This is a genomic window from Halanaerobium congolense (assembly GCF_004366375.1).
GTDB lineage: Bacteria > Bacillota > Halanaerobiia > Halanaerobiales > Halanaerobiaceae > Halanaerobium > Halanaerobium congolense.
The window spans coordinates 56,462-73,427 of sequence record NZ_SOEF01000008.1 but is presented as its reverse complement, the minus strand read 5'-3'; the positions used below and the strand labels follow the sequence as shown (position 1 = coordinate 73,427).

At 34.4% G+C, this 16,966-nt stretch carries 19 protein-coding genes; all 19 read left to right on the top strand.

Translation table 11 applies throughout. The features are described from left to right. Entirely contained in the window at positions 1 to 486 is a 486-nt protein-coding gene (ilvN, locus tag C7954_RS04500; protein WP_089655042.1) for an acetolactate synthase small subunit, read from the top strand. A 76-nt stretch (positions 487 to 562) separates the two neighbouring features. Next, complete coding sequence (gene ilvC / locus C7954_RS04495) at positions 563 to 1,549, top strand: ketol-acid reductoisomerase (protein WP_089655043.1); 987 nt, start codon at positions 563 to 565, stop codon at positions 1,547 to 1,549. Positions 1,550 to 1,583: 34 nt separating this feature from the next. Continuing rightward, positions 1,584 to 3,104 (top strand): 2-isopropylmalate synthase, encoded by a 1,521-nt coding sequence (locus tag C7954_RS04490; RefSeq protein ID WP_089655044.1) that lies wholly within the window; start codon positions 1,584 to 1,586, stop codon positions 3,102 to 3,104. A gap of 88 nt (positions 3,105 to 3,192) precedes the next feature. After that, complete coding sequence (gene leuC, locus C7954_RS04485; protein ID WP_133618166.1) at positions 3,193 to 4,458, top strand: 3-isopropylmalate dehydratase large subunit; 1,266 nt, start codon at positions 3,193 to 3,195, stop codon at positions 4,456 to 4,458. Further along, positions 4,458 to 4,949, top strand: a complete 492-nt coding sequence (gene leuD / locus C7954_RS04480) for a 3-isopropylmalate dehydratase small subunit (RefSeq protein WP_133618165.1) — start codon at positions 4,458 to 4,460, stop codon at positions 4,947 to 4,949. The genes leuC and leuD overlap by 1 nt, the downstream gene beginning before the upstream one ends. After that, a complete protein-coding gene (locus C7954_RS04475) occupies positions 4,950 to 6,017 on the top strand; it encodes a 3-isopropylmalate dehydrogenase (RefSeq protein WP_134058841.1) in 1,068 nt (355 codons plus the stop codon). 9 nt (positions 6,018 to 6,026) lie between these two features. After that, complete coding sequence (cimA, locus tag C7954_RS04470) at positions 6,027 to 7,601, top strand: citramalate synthase (protein WP_089716670.1); 1,575 nt, start codon at positions 6,027 to 6,029, stop codon at positions 7,599 to 7,601. 454 nt (positions 7,602 to 8,055) lie between these two features. Next, complete coding sequence (locus C7954_RS04465) at positions 8,056 to 9,615, top strand: GspE/PulE family protein (RefSeq protein ID WP_223174460.1); 1,560 nt, start codon at positions 8,056 to 8,058, stop codon at positions 9,613 to 9,615. Positions 9,616 to 9,652: 37 nt separating this feature from the next. Then, complete coding sequence (locus C7954_RS04460; protein ID WP_338068532.1) at positions 9,653 to 10,741, top strand: type II secretion system F family protein; 1,089 nt, start codon at positions 9,653 to 9,655, stop codon at positions 10,739 to 10,741. 99 nt (positions 10,742 to 10,840) lie between these two features. After that, positions 10,841 to 11,278 (top strand): type IV pilin protein, encoded by a 438-nt coding sequence (locus C7954_RS14015; RefSeq protein WP_089655048.1) that lies wholly within the window; start codon positions 10,841 to 10,843, stop codon positions 11,276 to 11,278. Positions 11,279 to 11,282: 4 nt separating this feature from the next. Continuing rightward, a complete protein-coding gene (locus C7954_RS04450; RefSeq protein WP_089655049.1) occupies positions 11,283 to 11,768 on the top strand; it encodes a pilus assembly FimT family protein in 486 nt (161 codons plus the stop codon). After that, the gene (locus tag C7954_RS04445; protein ID WP_073155808.1) at positions 11,758 to 12,168 is read left to right on the top strand and encodes a prepilin-type N-terminal cleavage/methylation domain-containing protein; all 411 of its coding nucleotides are present in this window, start codon (positions 11,758 to 11,760) and stop codon (positions 12,166 to 12,168) included. Before C7954_RS04450 ends, C7954_RS04445 begins: the two co-directional genes overlap by 11 nt. After that, complete coding sequence (locus C7954_RS04440; RefSeq protein ID WP_073155806.1) at positions 12,140 to 12,670, top strand: prepilin-type N-terminal cleavage/methylation domain-containing protein; 531 nt, start codon at positions 12,140 to 12,142, stop codon at positions 12,668 to 12,670. Before C7954_RS04445 ends, C7954_RS04440 begins: the two co-directional genes overlap by 29 nt. A 19-nt stretch (positions 12,671 to 12,689) precedes the next feature. After that, positions 12,690 to 13,073, top strand: a complete 384-nt coding sequence (locus C7954_RS04435; protein WP_133505342.1) for a hypothetical protein — start codon at positions 12,690 to 12,692, stop codon at positions 13,071 to 13,073. A 2-nt stretch (positions 13,074 to 13,075) separates the two neighbouring features. After that, positions 13,076 to 13,819, top strand: a complete 744-nt coding sequence (locus C7954_RS04430; RefSeq protein ID WP_133505343.1) for an alpha-amylase family protein — start codon at positions 13,076 to 13,078, stop codon at positions 13,817 to 13,819. After that, positions 13,810 to 14,271: a hypothetical protein gene (locus C7954_RS04425; RefSeq protein ID WP_089655052.1), complete on the top strand. Its 462-nt coding sequence runs from the start codon at positions 13,810 to 13,812 to the stop codon at positions 14,269 to 14,271. The genes C7954_RS04430 and C7954_RS04425 overlap by 10 nt, the downstream gene beginning before the upstream one ends. A gap of 27 nt (positions 14,272 to 14,298) precedes the next feature. Next, on the top strand, positions 14,299 to 14,775 hold the full coding sequence (locus C7954_RS04420) for a hypothetical protein (protein ID WP_073155794.1): 477 nt from the start codon (positions 14,299 to 14,301) through the stop codon (positions 14,773 to 14,775). Further along, a complete protein-coding gene (locus C7954_RS04415) occupies positions 14,756 to 15,511 on the top strand; it encodes a hypothetical protein (protein ID WP_133505344.1) in 756 nt (251 codons plus the stop codon). The genes C7954_RS04420 and C7954_RS04415 overlap by 20 nt, the downstream gene beginning before the upstream one ends. Next, positions 15,501 to 16,853, top strand: coding sequence for a type IV pilus secretin PilQ (locus C7954_RS04410; RefSeq protein ID WP_073155789.1), 1,353 nt, complete (start codon positions 15,501 to 15,503; stop codon positions 16,851 to 16,853). The genes C7954_RS04415 and C7954_RS04410 overlap by 11 nt, the downstream gene beginning before the upstream one ends. Positions 16,854 to 16,966 lie beyond the last annotated feature (113 nt).

Sequence of the window (16,966 nt, the reverse complement as noted above, 5' to 3'; positions counted from 1 at the left end):
ATGACACATATTTTATCAGTTTCAGTATTAAACAAACCTGGTGTTTTAACTAGAGTTGCTGGATTATTTAGCAGGCGTAATTTCAATATTGAAAGTTTAAATGTTGGTAAGACTGAGAATCCTGAAATTTCAAGGATGACAATTGTGGTTCGTGGTGATCAAAAAGTATTAGAACAGGTAACAAAACAGCTGCATAAATTAATTAATGTCTTAAAAATTACTGAGCTTGATAAAAATGCAATTGTGGAAAGAGATTTGATTTTAATCAGAGTAAAATGTACCCGCAAACAGCGCTCAGAAATTATTCAGATAGCTGATACTTTTAGAGCACAAATTGTTGATGTAGCTCCTGACAGCTTAATGATTGAAGCTACAGGAACAGAAGATAAATTAGAGGCTTTAACAGAATTACTGAGGGATTTCGGTATCGCAGAATTTGTCAGGACAGGAAGAGTAGCCTTAAGCAGAGGTCAGGCAATTAAATAAATTAGACTTCCTGTTAATTTTATAAACAATTTCTCAAAAAATATATAAAATCAGAACATAAAAGGAGAAGATAGAAATGAAAATTTATTATGATAATGATGCAGATTTAAAGTACTTAGAAGATAAGATAGTAGCAGTTATAGGTTATGGCAGCCAGGGACATGCTCAGGCTCAAAACCTTAAAGATAGCGGAGTAGAAGTAATAGTTGGTCTGAGAAAAGAAAGTTCAAGCTGGCCGGTTGCAGAAGAAGATGGTTTTGAAGTTTTAATCACTCCTGAAGCTGCAGCAAAGGCAGATGTAATTCAGATATTAATTCCAGATATCAAACAGGCTTCAGTTTTTAAAAATGATATCGAGCCTAATTTAGAAGAAGGCAACTCACTTGTCTTTTCCCATGGTTTAAATATTCACTATGATCAGATTGTACCACCGAAGAATGTTGATGTATTTATGATTGCACCTAAATCACCAGGACATTTAGTCCGCAGATTATACGTAGATGGTAAGGGTGTTCCAGGACTATTAGCAGTTTATCAGGATTATACAGGTAAGGCTTATGATACAGCTTTAGCCTATGGTAAGGGAATCGGCTGTACTCACGCTGGAGTTATCGAAACAAGCTTCCAGGAAGAAACAGAAACAGATCTTTTTGGTGAGCAGGCAGTTTTATGTGGAGGAACAACAGCACTTGTAAAAGCTGGTTTTGAAACTTTAGTTGAAGCAGGTTACCAGCCAGAAATTGCTTATTTCGAATGTCTAAATGAGCTTAAATTAATCGTAGACTTAATGTTTGAAGGTGGAATTTCTACAATGAGAGATTCTATTTCTGATACAGCTCAGTACGGAGATTTAGTTTCCGGTCCTAGAGTAATTGATGAGCATGTAAAAGAAAATATGCAGGAAGTTTTAAAAGACATTCAGAGTGGTAAGTTTGCCAGAGAGTGGATTTTAGAAAACCAGGCAAATCGCCCCGTATTTAATTCTTTAACCGAAAAAGACGAAAATTCACAAATAGAAGCAGTAGGACGCAGATTAAGAGAAATGATGTCCTGGATTGACTAGTAATTCAGGATTTTGGAAAAGGTGGTGAAAATTAATGGCTAATGTGAGATTATTTGATACAACTTTAAGAGATGGAGAACAATCCCCGGGAGTCACCTTGATTCCTGAGGAAAAACTGGCAATTGCCAAACAGCTGGCTAAGATGAAGGTTAATGTAATCGAGGCTGGTTTCCCGATTTCTTCTGAAGGAGATTTTAACGCAGTCAAAATGGTTGCCGAAAACGTAAAAGGAATTGAGGTAGCAGGTCTGGCTAGATGCCGCAAAGGTGATATTGACCGTGCCTGGGAAGCCCTAAAAGACGCTGAAAACCCAAGGATTCATGTCTTTATTGCTTCTTCACCGATTCATATGGAATACAAATTGCAGATGAGCGAAGAAGAAGTCATTAAAAATGCAGTTGATGGAGTAAAATATGCAGCGCAATATACGGAAAACATTGAGTTTTCTGCAGAAGATGCTTCCCGCAGTGATGTTGATTTTCTGGCCCGCTTATTTGAAGCAGCCATTGATGCTGGAGCCAAGGTAATTAATATTCCGGATACAGTTGGTTATTCTGTACCTTCTGAATTTGGTGCTTTGATCAAAGATGTTAGGGAAAAAACTCCTAACATAGATCAGGTAGATATCAGTGTCCACTGCCATAATGATTTAGGTTTGGCAGTTGCAAATTCACTGGCTGCTATTGAAAATGGGGCAACTCAGGTCGAAGTTTCAGTCAACGGAATTGGAGAGCGGGCTGGTAATGCTGCTTTAGAAGAAATTGTAATGGCTCTTTACACCAGAAAAGATTATTATGGCCTTGATGTGACTCAGGATACAACCCAGATTGCTCGTTTATCAAAGTTGGTTGCAAATTCTACCGGAGTTTCCATCCAGGCTAATAAAGCAATAGTCGGGGCTAATGCCTTTGCCCATGAGGCTGGAATCCATCAAGATGGTGTGATTAAGGAAAGAACCACTTATGAGATTATGGATGCCAAAACTATTGGTTTAGACCATAATAAGCTGGTACTTGGTAAACACTCAGGCCGCCATGCTTTGAAGGATTTCTTAGATAAATATGATTATGAGCTGGATGATGCAAGCTTTGAGGGTTTCTTTAAGCGTTTTAAAGATTTAGCAGATAAGAAGAAAAATGTAAGCAACGCTGATATCATAGCTCTGCTTGACAATGAGCTTTATGATTATGAAAAAACATTTGAACTTGAATATATATCTGTTCTAACCGGTCGGGGTTTACTGCCGACAGCTACTGTTAGATTGAAAAAGGAAGGTGAGATCATTCAATCTGCAGCCTGTAATGGAGATGGACCGGTTGATGCAATATTCCAGACAATTAATGAACTGACCGGAATGGAAAATATTAAGCTGATGTCTTATAAAATTGATGCAGTAACAGAAGGTAAGGATGCCCTTGGTGAGGCTTTTATTGCTTCAGAAATTGATGGGAAAATCTACACAGGCCATTCTTCCCAGACAGATATTACTGAGGCCAGTGCTGCGGCCTATATTGAAGCAATTAATAAGTATCTAGTCTATAATAAAAACAAGTAAATTAAGGGCAGCCTATTTACTTTAGTGGGCTGCTAAAAAATATTTTAAGATAATATTATAAGGATTTTAAGAGGAGTGATTTATTTAAATGGGAATGACGATGATTGAAAAAATTCTTGCTGCTCATTCTGATCAGGATCAGGTCAAACCGGGTGAGATAGTTAATGCCAGAGTTGATATGGTATTAGGTAATGATATAACAGCCCCAGTAGCAGTTAAGGAATTTAATAAAATTGGTGTTGATAGAGTATTTGATAAGGAGAGAATTGCACTTGTTCCTGATCACTTTGCTCCAAATAAGGATATTAAGGCAGCTGAGCAGGTTAAAGTAGTGAGAGAATTTGCCCAAAAACATGATATTACAAATTATTTTGAAGTAGGTCAGATGGGAATTGAACATGTGCTTTTACCGGAAAAAGGCCTAACTCTTCCCGGAGAAATTATTATTGGTGCTGACTCCCATACCTGTACATATGGCGCCCTTGGTGCTTTGGGAACTGGAGTTGGAAGTACCGATATGGCAGCTGCAATGGCTACCGGTAAGGCCTGGTTTAAGGTGCCGCCGACAATAAAAATTGTCTACAGTGGAGAGCTTAAGCCCCATGTCAGCGGTAAGGATTTAATTCTTTATACAATCGGTAAAATTGGTGTTGATGGAGCTTTATATAAGGCTATGGAATTTACCGGTGAGGCAATAGAAAATTTGTCAATGGACGGTAGAATGACGATGTCCAACATGGCAATTGAAGCCGGTGGTAAAGCAGGATTAATTGCAGCAGACGAAAAGACCGAATCCTATTTGGAAGATAGAGCTCAGAGGGAGTACACTATAGTTAAGCCGGATTCAGATGCTGAGTACGAGCAGGTTATAGAAATTGATGTCAGCCAAATTGAACCTCAGGTTGCTTTCCCAAGTCTACCTGAAAACACTAAAGGTCTTAATGAAATTACAGAAAAGATAGAAATTCATCAGTCTGTAATTGGATCTTGTACTAATGGCCGCATTGAAGATTTAAGGGCAGCCGCGGAAATTTTTAAGGGGCAGAAGGTTCATAAAAATGTACGCTGTCTTGTTTTCCCCGGGACTCAGGCAATTTACAAGCAGGCAATGCACGAAGGCCTCTTTGATATTTTTATTGATGCAGGTGCGGCAGTTTCTACCCCAACCTGTGGACCCTGTTTAGGTGGGCATATGGGTATTTTAGCTGATGGTGAAAGAGCCATTTCAACAACCAACCGTAACTTTGTTGGTCGGATGGGATCAACCAGCAGTGAAGTATATCTAGCAAGTCCAGCTGTAGCAGCAGCCTCAGCAATTAAAGGCCATATTGCTGGTCCAGAGGAGGTTAAATAATGAAGTTAAAAGGAAAAGTATTTAAGTATGGAGATAATGTAGATACAGATGTAATTATTCCGGCCCGTTATTTAAATTCTTCAACACCGGAGAATTTAGCAGCCCACTGTATGGAAGATATAGATAAGAACTTTGCCGATGAGGTAAGTGAAGGTGATATTATTGTTGGTGGTAAAAACTTTGGCTCTGGTTCATCTCGTGAGCATGCACCACTGGCAATTAAATATGCAGGAGTTTCCTGTGTGGTAGCAGAAAGTTTTGCTCGTATTTTCTACCGCAACTCAATTAATATCGGTCTTCCAATTTTAGAATGCCCGGAAGCTGCCAAGGCGGCAGAAGCCGGAGATGAGCTGGAAGTGGATATCGATAATGGTGAAATCAAAAATATGCGGACAGGTGAAAGCTATCAGGCAGTACCATTTCCACCCTTTATGCAGGAGATTATTAAAGATGGTGGCCTGATTGAACATGTCAAAAAGGAGCTGGTATAAATGGCTAATATAGCATATATACCGGGAGATGGAATTGGCGAAGAAGTTACCAGCCAGGGAATTAAGGTACTAGAATATCTTGACGGTGCCTATAACTTAGGACTTAAGTTTGAAAAATTTGATCTAGGTGCAGAAAGATATTTGAAAACCGGAGATATTCTGCCGACTGCTGTTTTAAATAAGCTGGAGACCTTTGATTCAATTTATCTGGGTGCTGTTGGAGATCCCAGAGTTGAGCCGGGAGTTTTGGAAAAAGGAATTTTACTCAAGCTCCGCTTTTATTTTGATCAGTATGTTAATTTAAGACCAATAAAATTATATAAAGAGGAGTTTTCTCCGCTGAAAGGTAAGGGGCTGGAGGATATTGACTTTACTGTAGTTCGAGAAAACACCGAAGGAATTTATGCCGGTATCGGCGGTTTCCTCAAAAAGGATACTCCGGATGAGGTGGCAACCCAGGAGATGATTTCTACCCGTAAAGGTGTGGATAGAGTGATTAAATATGCCTTCGAATACGCCCAGAAATTTGGTAGAGAACCTAAATTGACAGTTTGTGATAAGAGTAATGTTCTGACTTATGCCCACAACCTCTGGCAGCGCTCCTTTAAAGAGATGGGTAAAAATTATCCTGATGTTGAGCAGAATCACTTTTTGGTTGATGCAATGACGATGAAGATGGTCCGCAACCCTGAGATTTTTGATGTAGTTGTGACCTGCAATATTTTTGGTGATATAATCACCGATTTAGGGGCTGAGCTGCAGGGAGGAATGGGAATGGCTGTTTCCGGTAATATTAACCCAGACAGTATTTCAATGTTCGAACCCGTCCACGGAAGTGCACCGGACATTGCAGGCCAGAATATTGCTAACCCACTGGCAGCAGTTTTAGCAGCTGGAATGATGCTGAGAGAACTCGGATATGGTAACTTAACTCCAAAGGTGGAAGCAGCAGTTAAAAGTGCTTTAGAAAACAATATGGTGACAGCAGATCAAGGAGGAGACTTAAACACAGACGAAGTTGGAGATTATTTGGTTAAAACTCTCAAAAGCAATGAAGAAGGTGAGTAGTGATGCAAAATGGGATTAACACTTTATGATACAACTTTAAGAGATGGTTCACAGGGAGAAGGAATTGCTCTTTCTTTAGATGACAAATTAAAAATTACAAGACAGCTTGATCGTTTCGGGATTGATTTTATCGAAGGTGGTTGGCCTGGTTCAAATCCAAAAGATGAAGCATATTTCAAAGAAGTACAAAATATGGATTTAGACAATGCTAAAATAACTGCTTTTAGCTCAAGCAGAAGACCTAATATGAAGGTAGAGGAAGATCCAAATATCTTAAAACTGCTGGATGCAGGAGTAGAATATGTCACTATTTTTTCCAAAAGTTGGGATCTCCATGTACAGGAGGCACTGCAGATTCCACTGGCAGAAAACCTGGCAATGATCAAAGATACCATTTCATTTTTAAAAGAAAATGACCTAAGGGTTTTCTTTGATGCCGAGCATTTTTTCGACGGCTACTTTAATAATTCTAATTATGCGCTGGAGGTAATTAAAACAGCAGCTGAGGCTGGAGCTGAACTGCTTGTATTATGTGATACCAATGGGGGCATGCTGCCTTCACAGGTGACAAAAGTTATGCAGGAAATCAGAGGTAAATTTGAGGTGCCAATTGGAATCCATGCTCACAATGATGGTAACCTGGCTGTTGCTAATTCTCTGGCAGCTTACGAAGAAGGAGCTGTTCATTTTCAGGGAACAGTTGGCGGCCTGGGTGAGCGCTGTGGTAATGCTGATCTATGCAGTGTGATTCCAGCTCTACAGTTAAAATATGGAGAGGAGCTAGTGACAGCAGAACAGTTAAAACAGCTGAAACCGCTCTACTATTTTGTGACTGAAACAGCTAATTTAATTCCTAAAAATAATAAGCCATATGTTGGTAAAAGTGCCTTTACTCATAAGGGCGGAATTCATGTTAGTGCAGTCCGCAAAAACCCTCATACTTATGAGCATATTGAGCCTGAATTAGTTGGTAATGAGCGTCGGGTTCTGGTTTCAGAGCTGGCAGGAAAATCCAATCTGCTATATAAACTGAGAGAAGTTGGATTTGACCTCAATGATTTTTCTGATGAAATGATAAAAAAGTTAGTTAAGAAAGTTAAAGTTCTGGAAAACCAGGGTTATCAGTTTGAAGGAGCAGAGGCCTCATTAATTTTAATGGCCTTTAGAGAATTTAAAGATTACCAATCATTTTTTGAAATAGAAGATTTTAAAACCAACAGTATTAGTCAGGAAGATCATACTTATTCAGAGGCAGTTGTGAAAATGAATGTTAAAAAGCAGAAGGTTCATATTGCTGCTGATGGTGATGGTCCTGTAAACGCTCTTGATAATTGTTTCCGCAAAGCTTTAGTTTCTTTTTATCCGGAAATATCAGAGAGCAAGCTGATTGATTATAAAGTGCGGGTTCTGAACGGAAATGACGGAACTGCTGCCAAGGTTAGAGTTTTAATTGAAACAGCAGATCTGGAAAAATCATGGACAACTGTTGGAGTTTCCACAAATATTATTCAGGCATCATGGGATGCTCTAGTAGATAGTATCGAGTATTTACTCCTAATCAAAGAGGGAGCAAGAATAATTTAAGCAGAATAAGCATAAAAACTGTGGAGTAAAATCCACAGTTTTTTTTATGCACAGACACTGGGTACGTAAATATAAATAAATATTTCCGAGCATTAATTTTAAAAAAAGAGTAATTATAATATTTTTTGTGTATATATTCACTAAGCATATAGTTATTATTTACAAAAATTAACAACTATATAGCTATTACTTTCAAAAAATTAAAAATAATTACAAATTTTTGCAGGAATTTTTAAATAAATAGTGAAGTAAATAACTAATTAAGTCTTTTAATTACATTTTATTATAAAAATAGGAAAAAAAGTAAACAAAAGACGCGGGGAATTTCTGGAGGTGAAAGATCATTCAAAATTTTTGTGAATTTTTATACAAAAAATATATTAATTCTGGTGACAGGCGCTTAAAATTAAAGTTCTTTGCAGAAAATAAGGAGATAAAAGAAATTATTGACTATTTGAAAACAGAAAAAATCCTAAATGAAGCTGATTTATTAGAGGCCATATCAATTTATTTTGAAGTTGAACTTTATCATGATTCTGAACTTAAAATAAAGAAGAATAAAGCTAGAAAATTAGAATTAGCAGAATCACAAAAACATCAAATAATTTTAATTGACCAAAGTGATGAATATATTTTTTTCGGCAGTATTTATCCTCCTGATTTATTTCTGCAGGAAAAATTAAAATTTATGTTCAAAAACAAAACAAAGTTTTATCTGATGTCAGAAGCTGAATTTTCAGCTGCAGAAAAATTAGTTTACAGCAGTTATTTTAAGGTCAACCAGCAGGAAATTTTAAAAGACTTTGGTGATTTTAAAAAAATTGACAGCAGAGATATTGACAGTCTAAAAAATATTGTTGAAGATGCACCAGTTGTAAAACTTTTAAATAAAATTTTAACTGAGGCAATATCTTTGAAAGCAAGCGATATTCATCTGGAGAAAAAAGAAGATTATTTTAAAATAAGGTACCGAATTGACGGTATTTTAAGGGGTTATTATAATTTACCTGTAGAAATAGCTGCAGCAGTTATTTCTCGGATTAAAATTATTTCTGGAATGGACATTACAATCAGACACCTACCCCAGGATGGAAAGCTTGATTTTGTGTTTCAGCAGGAAAATTATGATGTTAGGAGTTCAGTTGTACCTACAATTTATGGTGAAAAGGCTGTCTTGAGACTGCTTTTGAGAAATGAACATTTATTAGATCTAAAAGAATTAAATTTTGATCCAGTTAATTTAAAGAGATTTAAAGAAATCTTTAAATATAAATCAGGTATAATACTGCTCTGTGGTCCAACTGGAAGTGGTAAAACAACTACACTTTTTTCAATCTTAAACCAGCTGGCAGATGAATCTAATAATATTATTACAGTTGAAAATCCAGTTGAATACAGGTTGGAGCTGCTGAATCAAATTGAAATTAATGAAGCTCAAAACTTAAGCTTTCCCATTATTTTGCGGTCCATTTTAAGACAGGATCCGGACATTATCATGATTGGAGAAATCAGGGACAAAGAAACAGCAGAAATAGCTGTCAGAGCTGCTGTTACTGGTCATTTAGTTTTAAGTACAATTCATACTATTGACAGTATTTCTGCTGTTACCCGACTGATAGATATTGGGATTCCACCATATTTAATCAGCAGTACGGTCAACGCTGTTGTTGCCCAAAGATTACTGCGCAAATTATGTCCGCACTGCAGAAAAAAAGTAAAGAAAGCTAAACTAAAAAGCAATATATTTAAAGAAGATGACCTCGAATATTTTTATCAGGCTGAAGGCTGCAGTCACTGTCGAGATGGCTACCTTGGGCGTACAGCTGCTGCAGAAATCTTGCTGCTCAATGATCAGATGAAAAAGATAATCAATCAGAATGCAGATTATGCAGAGTTAAAAGCCGCGGCAGCTGCCAGCGGAATGATCAGCTTATATGACTCCGCCTTAAGCAAGATAAAAACGGGTCAGAGCTCTCCAGCCGAAATGATGAGGGTTATCGATATAAATCATTAGAATTTAACTTTAGAATTTAACTTTATAAATCAAATAGCTGAATTATTATAATAGATATTTAATATTCTGCTGTTTAAAGGAGGGACTAATTATCTTCAAAAAAAAAGAGTTTGATCTTAAATTTTTTGCTTCACAGCTAAAAATAATGCTCAAATCTGGTTTGAATCTAAATAGATCTTTGATGATTATCTCAAAACAGACAAAAGACGAAAGTGAAGCAGATATCTATAATGAGATTTTAAAAAATATCGAATCAGGCTTAAGTTTAGCTGAAGCTTTAAAAGAAGAATTAGTTTTTACTGATCTCTTTACAGCAGTTGTCCAGGCAGGTGAAGAAAGCGGCAGCCTGGTCCCGGTTTTAGCAAGTCTGGAAAACTACTACAGCAGTCGGGATGATTTAAAAAAGGAAATTAAACAGGCTTCCTTTTATCCGCTAACTGTGATTATTACAGTCTTTTTAGCAGCAGCCTTTATCTTTAGATTTATATTACCAGTTTTTGTTGATCTGTTTGCTGAATTCAGCGGTGAGCTGCCTTTAATAACCAGAATCTTTTTAAAGATAAGCTCTATATTTAATAATTACTTCCTTTTAATTTTAATTTTTTTAATTTTTCTAGTAATGACTTTAGTGATTTTATTTAAAAGCAAAAAGCGAAGGGCTTTAAAAAGCCAGATTTTATTGAAGCTTCCTCTTTTTTCTAGTTTATATCAAGATTTAATTTTAACTCAGATTGCAATTTATTTGTCACTGCTTTTGAAAAGTGGCTTAAAATTAATTTCAGCCTTAGAATTATTAAAAAATATTATTACAGACTATCATTATCAAAAATTTATTCAAAATACAGCTTTAAATATTTCAAAAGGAGCATCTTTAACAGATTGTTTTTCAGATAGTAAGTATATCCCGGATCTTTTTTATTATCTGATAATGACTGGTGAAGAAACAGCTCAAATGGAAACCATGTTGGAAAGAGCAGGTGATTATTATTACCAAAAGTTAAAAGAAGAAATTGCAAGAATGCTGCAGTATTTAGAGCCTTTTTTAATAACATTAACTGCAATTTTTGTAGCTTTACTTGCTGCAGCAGTAATGATGCCGATGTTTCAAATCTATTTGATAATTTAATTTATAAAATTCTTATATAGTCAACTCACAGCATTTTTGCTTTAAAACAAAGTACAGACAAAAATCAAAGGAAAACAAAAATAGAAAGGGATAATGTTAATGTTTAAAATTTTGAAAGCTGCTCAAATCGAGAGAAAAAATCATGAGGCCGGTTTTACTCTAATTGAACTTTTGATTGTAATTGTGGTGCTCGGAATTTTGATGTCAATGGCGGTTCCGGCTTTAAGTGGAGTCAAAGATAAAGCGGATACTGCAGTAGCAAAGGCTGATCTGCATAATATAATGCAGAGCCTAGAGATGTATTATTTAGATGCAGGAGCATATCCGGCTCAAGCTGTGGAGGCAGATTTTACTACTGTAGCAGAAAGTTTAGATGAACTAAATATTAAAAATACTGCAGCAGCTTACAATTATGTTACAGATGCAGATGGAGAAGAATATTTAATTTCTTATCAGGCAGCCGATGACGAATATTATTATATTTCAACTGCTGCTTCATCCTTAGTTGGACCTGAATCCACAGCACCTTCATTATAGGTAGATGAAAAAATATGAAGGAGGCTTTAGCTTAATTGAGTTATTATTAGTAATTACAATTATGGGGATTTTATTAACGATTAGTTTTAGACCACAGCTTAAAAGTGATTTTGAAATAAAACAGCAGTTAGATAGCCTGGCAGCAGACCTCAGGTGGGCGAGGAATAAGGCAATCTTAGATAATCAGACCTATATTTTCAGAATTTACACGGTCAAAGAAAGTAGTGCCGCTAATAAAATCCCCTATTACTTTTATGTTAAAGAAAATGATCAAAAAATAATTAAGAAAAAGGGCTATTATTCTTCTGATTTAATCTTATATAAAACACTAAGTTTAAAAGTTGTAGAAGCAGAATATTATGAGTGGATTAGGTTTAATAATACTGCAACTGCTCGTGGAGGAACAGTAGGCCTGGCTAAAGCACACCCAAATGCCGAAAAATATAAAGTTACAGTCAATCAACTAGGGAGGGTTAGAGTTGAAAAATAATGAAGGTTTTTCACTGCTGGAGGTTATAATCACAATCTCACTGGCAGGTGTTGTGCTGGCGGTAATGAGCAGGACTATTAAAACAGGTTTGGAGGTCCAGGGTTTTTTAGCTGATAAAAATGCAGCTGTCAATTGGACAGAATCTGTACTTGAAGCATATAAAAATAGAGACCATATCCAGGAAGGGATTGAAGACAGCAGTAATAGCTTTATCAGAAATTTAGAAATATTGGAAAGTGAGTCGCTGCCTAAAAATTACGAAATGACCAGAGTTGAAATTATTCCCTATCTTGAAGATGGGATTAGATATGAAGGCTTATATAAACTAAAAATTGAGGTTAAATTTAACTGTCAGAATGAGGAGCATCAAAATGAACTTTTCAGCTTGCTCTATCGCTAAATCAGCTGATTTTAGTAACGAAGCAGGTTTCAGCCTTTTAGAAATGATGCTGGTTATCACTATTTCTTCTCTGCTGGCGGCAGTCTTTCTACAGCTGCTGGTAGATATTTATCAGCAAAATGATTTTTTTAGTTTAAATAATGCCTGGCAGCTTGATGCCTATCTTGCAGTTGATTTTATTGCTGATCAGATTAAGAGTTCTAAAAAAGTAGAAATAATTGACCAGCATCAACTAGATATTTTTAGTTATTATAACGAAGAATATCAGTGGTTAAAGTTTAATGTCTATCAGAGCAATGGTAATGACAATTTAGGGCGAAGCATTGGCGGCAGTGACTTAAATTATAAAGATTTTGGCAGAAATCTTTCTTTATTTGATGGAATTGATGATTTGAGTTTTGAAATTGTTAAACCCGGTTTGTTAAAAATAAGCTTAACCGTTAAAGAAAAAATGAAAAGCGGTATTAAAAAATTAACTGTCAGCAGACTGATTAAAATTTAAATAAAAAGTGGGTCATAAAATGAAATTAAAAAACCAGGCCGGTTATGTTTTATTCCTTAACTTAATTTTAATAACTCTAATTGCACTGTTTATACCCTTAGTGATTCAGGAACAAAAAATAAACTATAGGATTTTAAGCAGCAGAATTAAGGCTGCTCAAAATAAAGAAGCAGTTGAATCTGGACTGCAGTACCAGTTATATTTTTTAAAAAATAAGTCTAAGCTCTGTAATCAAAAAATTTATTTAGATAATGAAATAGAGCTCAGGCTGAGAGGAGAGGAGGACAGTAATTATATTTATTTTTATACTTATTTGGATGATGTGATTCCCTATAACGCTGAAATGAAGCTTAGTAAAGAAGATTTTAAAATAATAGATAAAAAAATATATAGGAGTGAATAGCTATGTTAAATAATTATTATTCAGTAACAATTCCAACAGAAAATACTTTAAAAAATCTTGTTGTAAGAGCTAAAAATGATCAGATCCATTTTATGGACGGAATAAATGAAATATCAGCAATAGGTAAAATAAAAAAGTTTAACTATAACTGTCATTATGTAGTTTTATTACCAGCAGCATCTTTATTTTATCATTCAGCTCCTCTAGCTGAAAAAAATCCTTATCGAATTAGTGAGGATAACATATTGAGTAAATTTGCTGAGGTAAAAGAAAATTTTGAAGAAGAATTTTACTATGATTATTTAGAAATAGTTTCTGAGAAAACAAAAGAAAGAGAAATTAAATTCTTTGCAGCAGAGAAAACACTGCTGGACAGTATAACTGAAAATCTGGATAAATATAAAAATAATTATTTTATTTCAGCTCTGCCGGTTGCTGTTTTTAATACTGTTAATAAAGTTGTAGCTCAATCAAATTATCTCTTATACTACAAAATAAATGGTAGTTATACTATGCTGACAGCCGTAAATAAAAAGTTAGATTTATTACAGGCCTCAATTTCTCCAGCTGAGCTGCAGAGTGAAATTGATAAGACTCAAAAGTATTATTTGAATAATAAAAATATCAAGCTGAAAGTATTAGCAGGAAAGAGTTCGCTCTTAAATTTAGAAGAGTTTATGGATTTAGAAGATGAAGATTTTGTTTTTCTAACTTCAATGCTCTGGAGTATTGAAAAATGTCAATAATCTTTAAAGAAAGACATTATGATCAACTTTTAATATTGATTAAGAATATAACTATATTACTGTTGATTCTAGTGGTTTTAACAACCAGTATTAATTTTATTTTTAATAAAAAAGTGCAGCGGCTCAAGGTTGATTTAGAGAATTTAAATAAGGAAAAATCAAAGTATCAGCTTTTAATTAATAATTTAGGGAACGAAAAAGCTGAGAGCAGTAAAAATAAATATTCTATTTTATTAATACAGCTGGCGCAAGCGGCTGAAGATATAATCTTTAATTCGATTCATTTTAAAGAAAGTGGAATCAAGCTTACGGCTGTAAGTTTAGAACAAAAAATGATTTTTAAGTTAATAGAAAAGTTAAAAGCAGATCAGAAATTTAAAGATTTAAGATTACTTAAAATCAACCAAAAAGATAAAATTTATTTTGAGCTTGAACTAAAAACTTTAGAATGAATTACTGCAGGATAGAGGGTGGAATTAATGAAATTTAAAAATGAGAAATTAATAAGACTGCTGTTGATTGTTCTGCTCTTAATTGTTTTTATAGTTCAAACAGCAGCCAGCAGAAATTTTTTAAATAAAAAGGAACTCCTGCAGAGTCAAATAAAAAATCAGCGGCTGCAGAATGAAAAATTAAAAAGAAAATATAAAAATCAGCTTAAGTTGAGGCCAGACCTGAGAAATAAGGCAGTTACTCTTAAAAAAAATACTGCAGAAATAATTGAGCAGTCAAAAAAGTTAAATTTAGTTTTAGTTGATTTAAGCAGTGCTCAAACTGAACTTAATTTAAATCTTAAGGGTGATTTTCATTCAATATTGAAATTTATTCAATATTTGGAGCTGGAGCAGAATCAATTAGAAATAACTGAGTTTAAAATTAAAAATAATGGTAATAAGTTATTTTTCTTCTTAAAACTAAAAAATGAGCTGATCAAAAATGAAAAAAATAGTTCTTAATAAAAAAATAATTTTAATTGTGCTAACAGTTATCCTGCTTGTAATTCTGGTCTCAAACTACATTAAAACAGCAGATCATTCTCTTCTAGAATTATTTAATAAAGATAAAAGTTCAGCAGATGAGTTGTTTTTTAATAAAAAAAAGAAAGGTGAAGAAGAAGAAAAAGTAGTGCAGGCAAAGAATCAGCAACGAAAAGAGGAAAAGATGTTGAAAGAAAGTAAAAAGCAGGCTGCAGGAGTAAAAGAAAAGGCTGAAAAAAAAGAAATTAAAAGCATTGCTTTAATTAGTGAAATAAAAGATCCATTTGCGATTTCTGCCCAAGCAGAAACAAAAGCAGCCAAAATTGAATTAAACTCTAAAAATCAGCAGAGAAAAGAACTGATTTTCTTAGAAAAAAACATAATTGCAGAAAAACTAAAGTTTAAAGATAAATCAGCTGCTGAACTTTTTCCAAATGACAAAAAAAATGATTCTGTGAAGTTAGCTTCTGTAGAGAAAGAGCAGAAGGAGCAGTTACAAAAAATCAAATTACCCTTTAAACTGCTTGGAATAATAAAAAATGAGAACAGCGCTTCTGCACTTTTTCTTTATCAGGGTAAAAATATTTTGAAGCAAGAAAAGGATAAGATAGATATATTTAAGATAGAAGCCATAAAAAAACAGGAAATTACTATTAGTTATCAAAATGAAACAATAAAAATCAGCCTCTGGAAGGAGGAAGTAAATGAAAACTAAAAATAAACAGCTGCTGCAGATATTAGTTTTAGTTATTCTTTTACTGCTGTTATCTGCTTTCATAAAGATCGAAAATGGTAGTGCAGCTGAAATAATTTCTATAAATTTAAGAAATGTTGAATTAGAAACTGCTTTAATAATGCTGGCAAATACAGCGGATAAAAACTTGATTTGTGATAGTTCAGTTGCCGGCAAACTAACTGTAATCTTTAATGATATTCCATTCGAGAATGCTCTAGATTTAATAACCGATAGTTTTGATCTAGATTATAGTTACCAAAATGAGATAATTTATATCAGTACAGCCGAAAAGTTAGCTGCAAGAAATAAAGAAGTTATCAGCAGAAATTTTAAATTAAAGAATCTAAGTTCAGAAGCGGCTGCTGATATTTTAATAGCTAATTTTGAAAAAATTAAAATAATTAATTTAAATAGTGAGGGGCTAATAGTCAGCTGTGAGAAAAACAATATCAGCGAAATAGAAAATATAATTAAAAAGATTGACCAGCCGCAAAAACAAATTATGATTAAAGCCAGAGTTGAAGAAATAAGCCGAACTAAGATTAAAGAGCTGGGAATCAATCCAAACCAGTTATCAGAGTTAAAAATAATAAAAAACGAAGCCGGGGATATAGATAAGTTAAAAGCCAGCTGGCCTGAGACATTAAGAGCTTTAAATGAAGAGGGTTTGTCTAATATATTGGCAAATCCCAGCTTAATGACTGTCGACCGCAAAAAAGCTAAATTAATCATTGGCGATCAGATACCGGTCAAATTAGAAAGGATCGAAGATGAACAGACTGTTTCAACAATTAGTTATATTGAAGCAGGTATTGTTTTAGAGTTTTTGCCTAAAATCTTAAACAATAATGAAGTCTTATTAGAAATAAAACCTTCAGTAAACAGCATTGGCCAGATCCTGGCAGATGGACTGCCTGCTGTTAACTCCCGCAGTGCTGAAACAACAGTGGTTTTAGAAAACGGAGAAACACTTGCTATTGGAGGTCTAATAAAAAAAGATGAGCTGCGCTCGGTAAGAGAAGTTCCAATTTTAGCAGATATTCCACTTTTGGGAAGGCTCTTTTCAGCTGAAGAAAAAAATGATATTGAGACAGAGTTAATAATATTTATTACCCCTGAAATTATAACTGAAAAACCTGAAAAAGAATTCATTGGAGGAGCTGCTGCTGAAAATGAAACTAAGGTAGAAGATGCTGTTGAAATAGAATCAATAAATACTGCAGATAAAAAGCAGGAGATTAAGGGGGAAAAGACGAATATAGATAATAGAGGATTTAAAACATTAACTGCTCAAGAAATAGAAGAAATTTTAAATAAATAAAAAAAGGATATTTACAGTTTTTAGAGAAATTTAATTCAGGGGAAACCCTGAATTTTTCTCTAAATACAGCTCTTTATATTATAAATTTTAGAGAAGATTTTGAGGAGGAAAGA

Excerpts from the sequence above, each read along its gene's own strand:
- ilvN (WP_089655042.1), top strand. The coding sequence starts at position 1 with ATGACACATATTTTATCAGTTTCAGTATTAAACAAACCTGGTGTTTTA.
- ilvC (WP_089655043.1), top strand. The coding sequence starts at position 563 with ATGAAAATTTATTATGATAATGATGCAGATTTAAAGTACTTAGAAGAT.
- C7954_RS04490 (WP_089655044.1), top strand. The coding sequence starts at position 1,584 with ATGGCTAATGTGAGATTATTTGATACAACTTTAAGAGATGGAGAACAA.
- leuC (WP_133618166.1), top strand. The coding sequence starts at position 3,193 with ATGGGAATGACGATGATTGAAAAAATTCTTGCTGCTCATTCTGATCAG.
- leuD (WP_133618165.1), top strand. The coding sequence starts at position 4,458 with ATGAAGTTAAAAGGAAAAGTATTTAAGTATGGAGATAATGTAGATACA.
- C7954_RS04475 (WP_134058841.1), top strand. The coding sequence starts at position 4,950 with ATGGCTAATATAGCATATATACCGGGAGATGGAATTGGCGAAGAAGTT.
- cimA (WP_089716670.1), top strand. The coding sequence starts at position 6,027 with ATGGGATTAACACTTTATGATACAACTTTAAGAGATGGTTCACAGGGA.
- C7954_RS14015 (WP_089655048.1), top strand. The coding sequence starts at position 10,841 with ATGTTTAAAATTTTGAAAGCTGCTCAAATCGAGAGAAAAAATCATGAG.
- C7954_RS04450 (WP_089655049.1), top strand. The coding sequence starts at position 11,283 with ATGAAAAAATATGAAGGAGGCTTTAGCTTAATTGAGTTATTATTAGTA.
- C7954_RS04440 (WP_073155806.1), top strand. The coding sequence starts at position 12,140 with ATGAACTTTTCAGCTTGCTCTATCGCTAAATCAGCTGATTTTAGTAAC.
- C7954_RS04435 (WP_133505342.1), top strand. The coding sequence starts at position 12,690 with ATGAAATTAAAAAACCAGGCCGGTTATGTTTTATTCCTTAACTTAATT.
- C7954_RS04430 (WP_133505343.1), top strand. The coding sequence starts at position 13,076 with ATGTTAAATAATTATTATTCAGTAACAATTCCAACAGAAAATACTTTA.
- C7954_RS04425 (WP_089655052.1), top strand. The coding sequence starts at position 13,810 with ATGTCAATAATCTTTAAAGAAAGACATTATGATCAACTTTTAATATTG.
- C7954_RS04420 (WP_073155794.1), top strand. The coding sequence starts at position 14,299 with ATGAAATTTAAAAATGAGAAATTAATAAGACTGCTGTTGATTGTTCTG.
- C7954_RS04415 (WP_133505344.1), top strand. The coding sequence starts at position 14,756 with ATGAAAAAAATAGTTCTTAATAAAAAAATAATTTTAATTGTGCTAACA.
- C7954_RS04410 (WP_073155789.1), top strand. The coding sequence starts at position 15,501 with ATGAAAACTAAAAATAAACAGCTGCTGCAGATATTAGTTTTAGTTATT.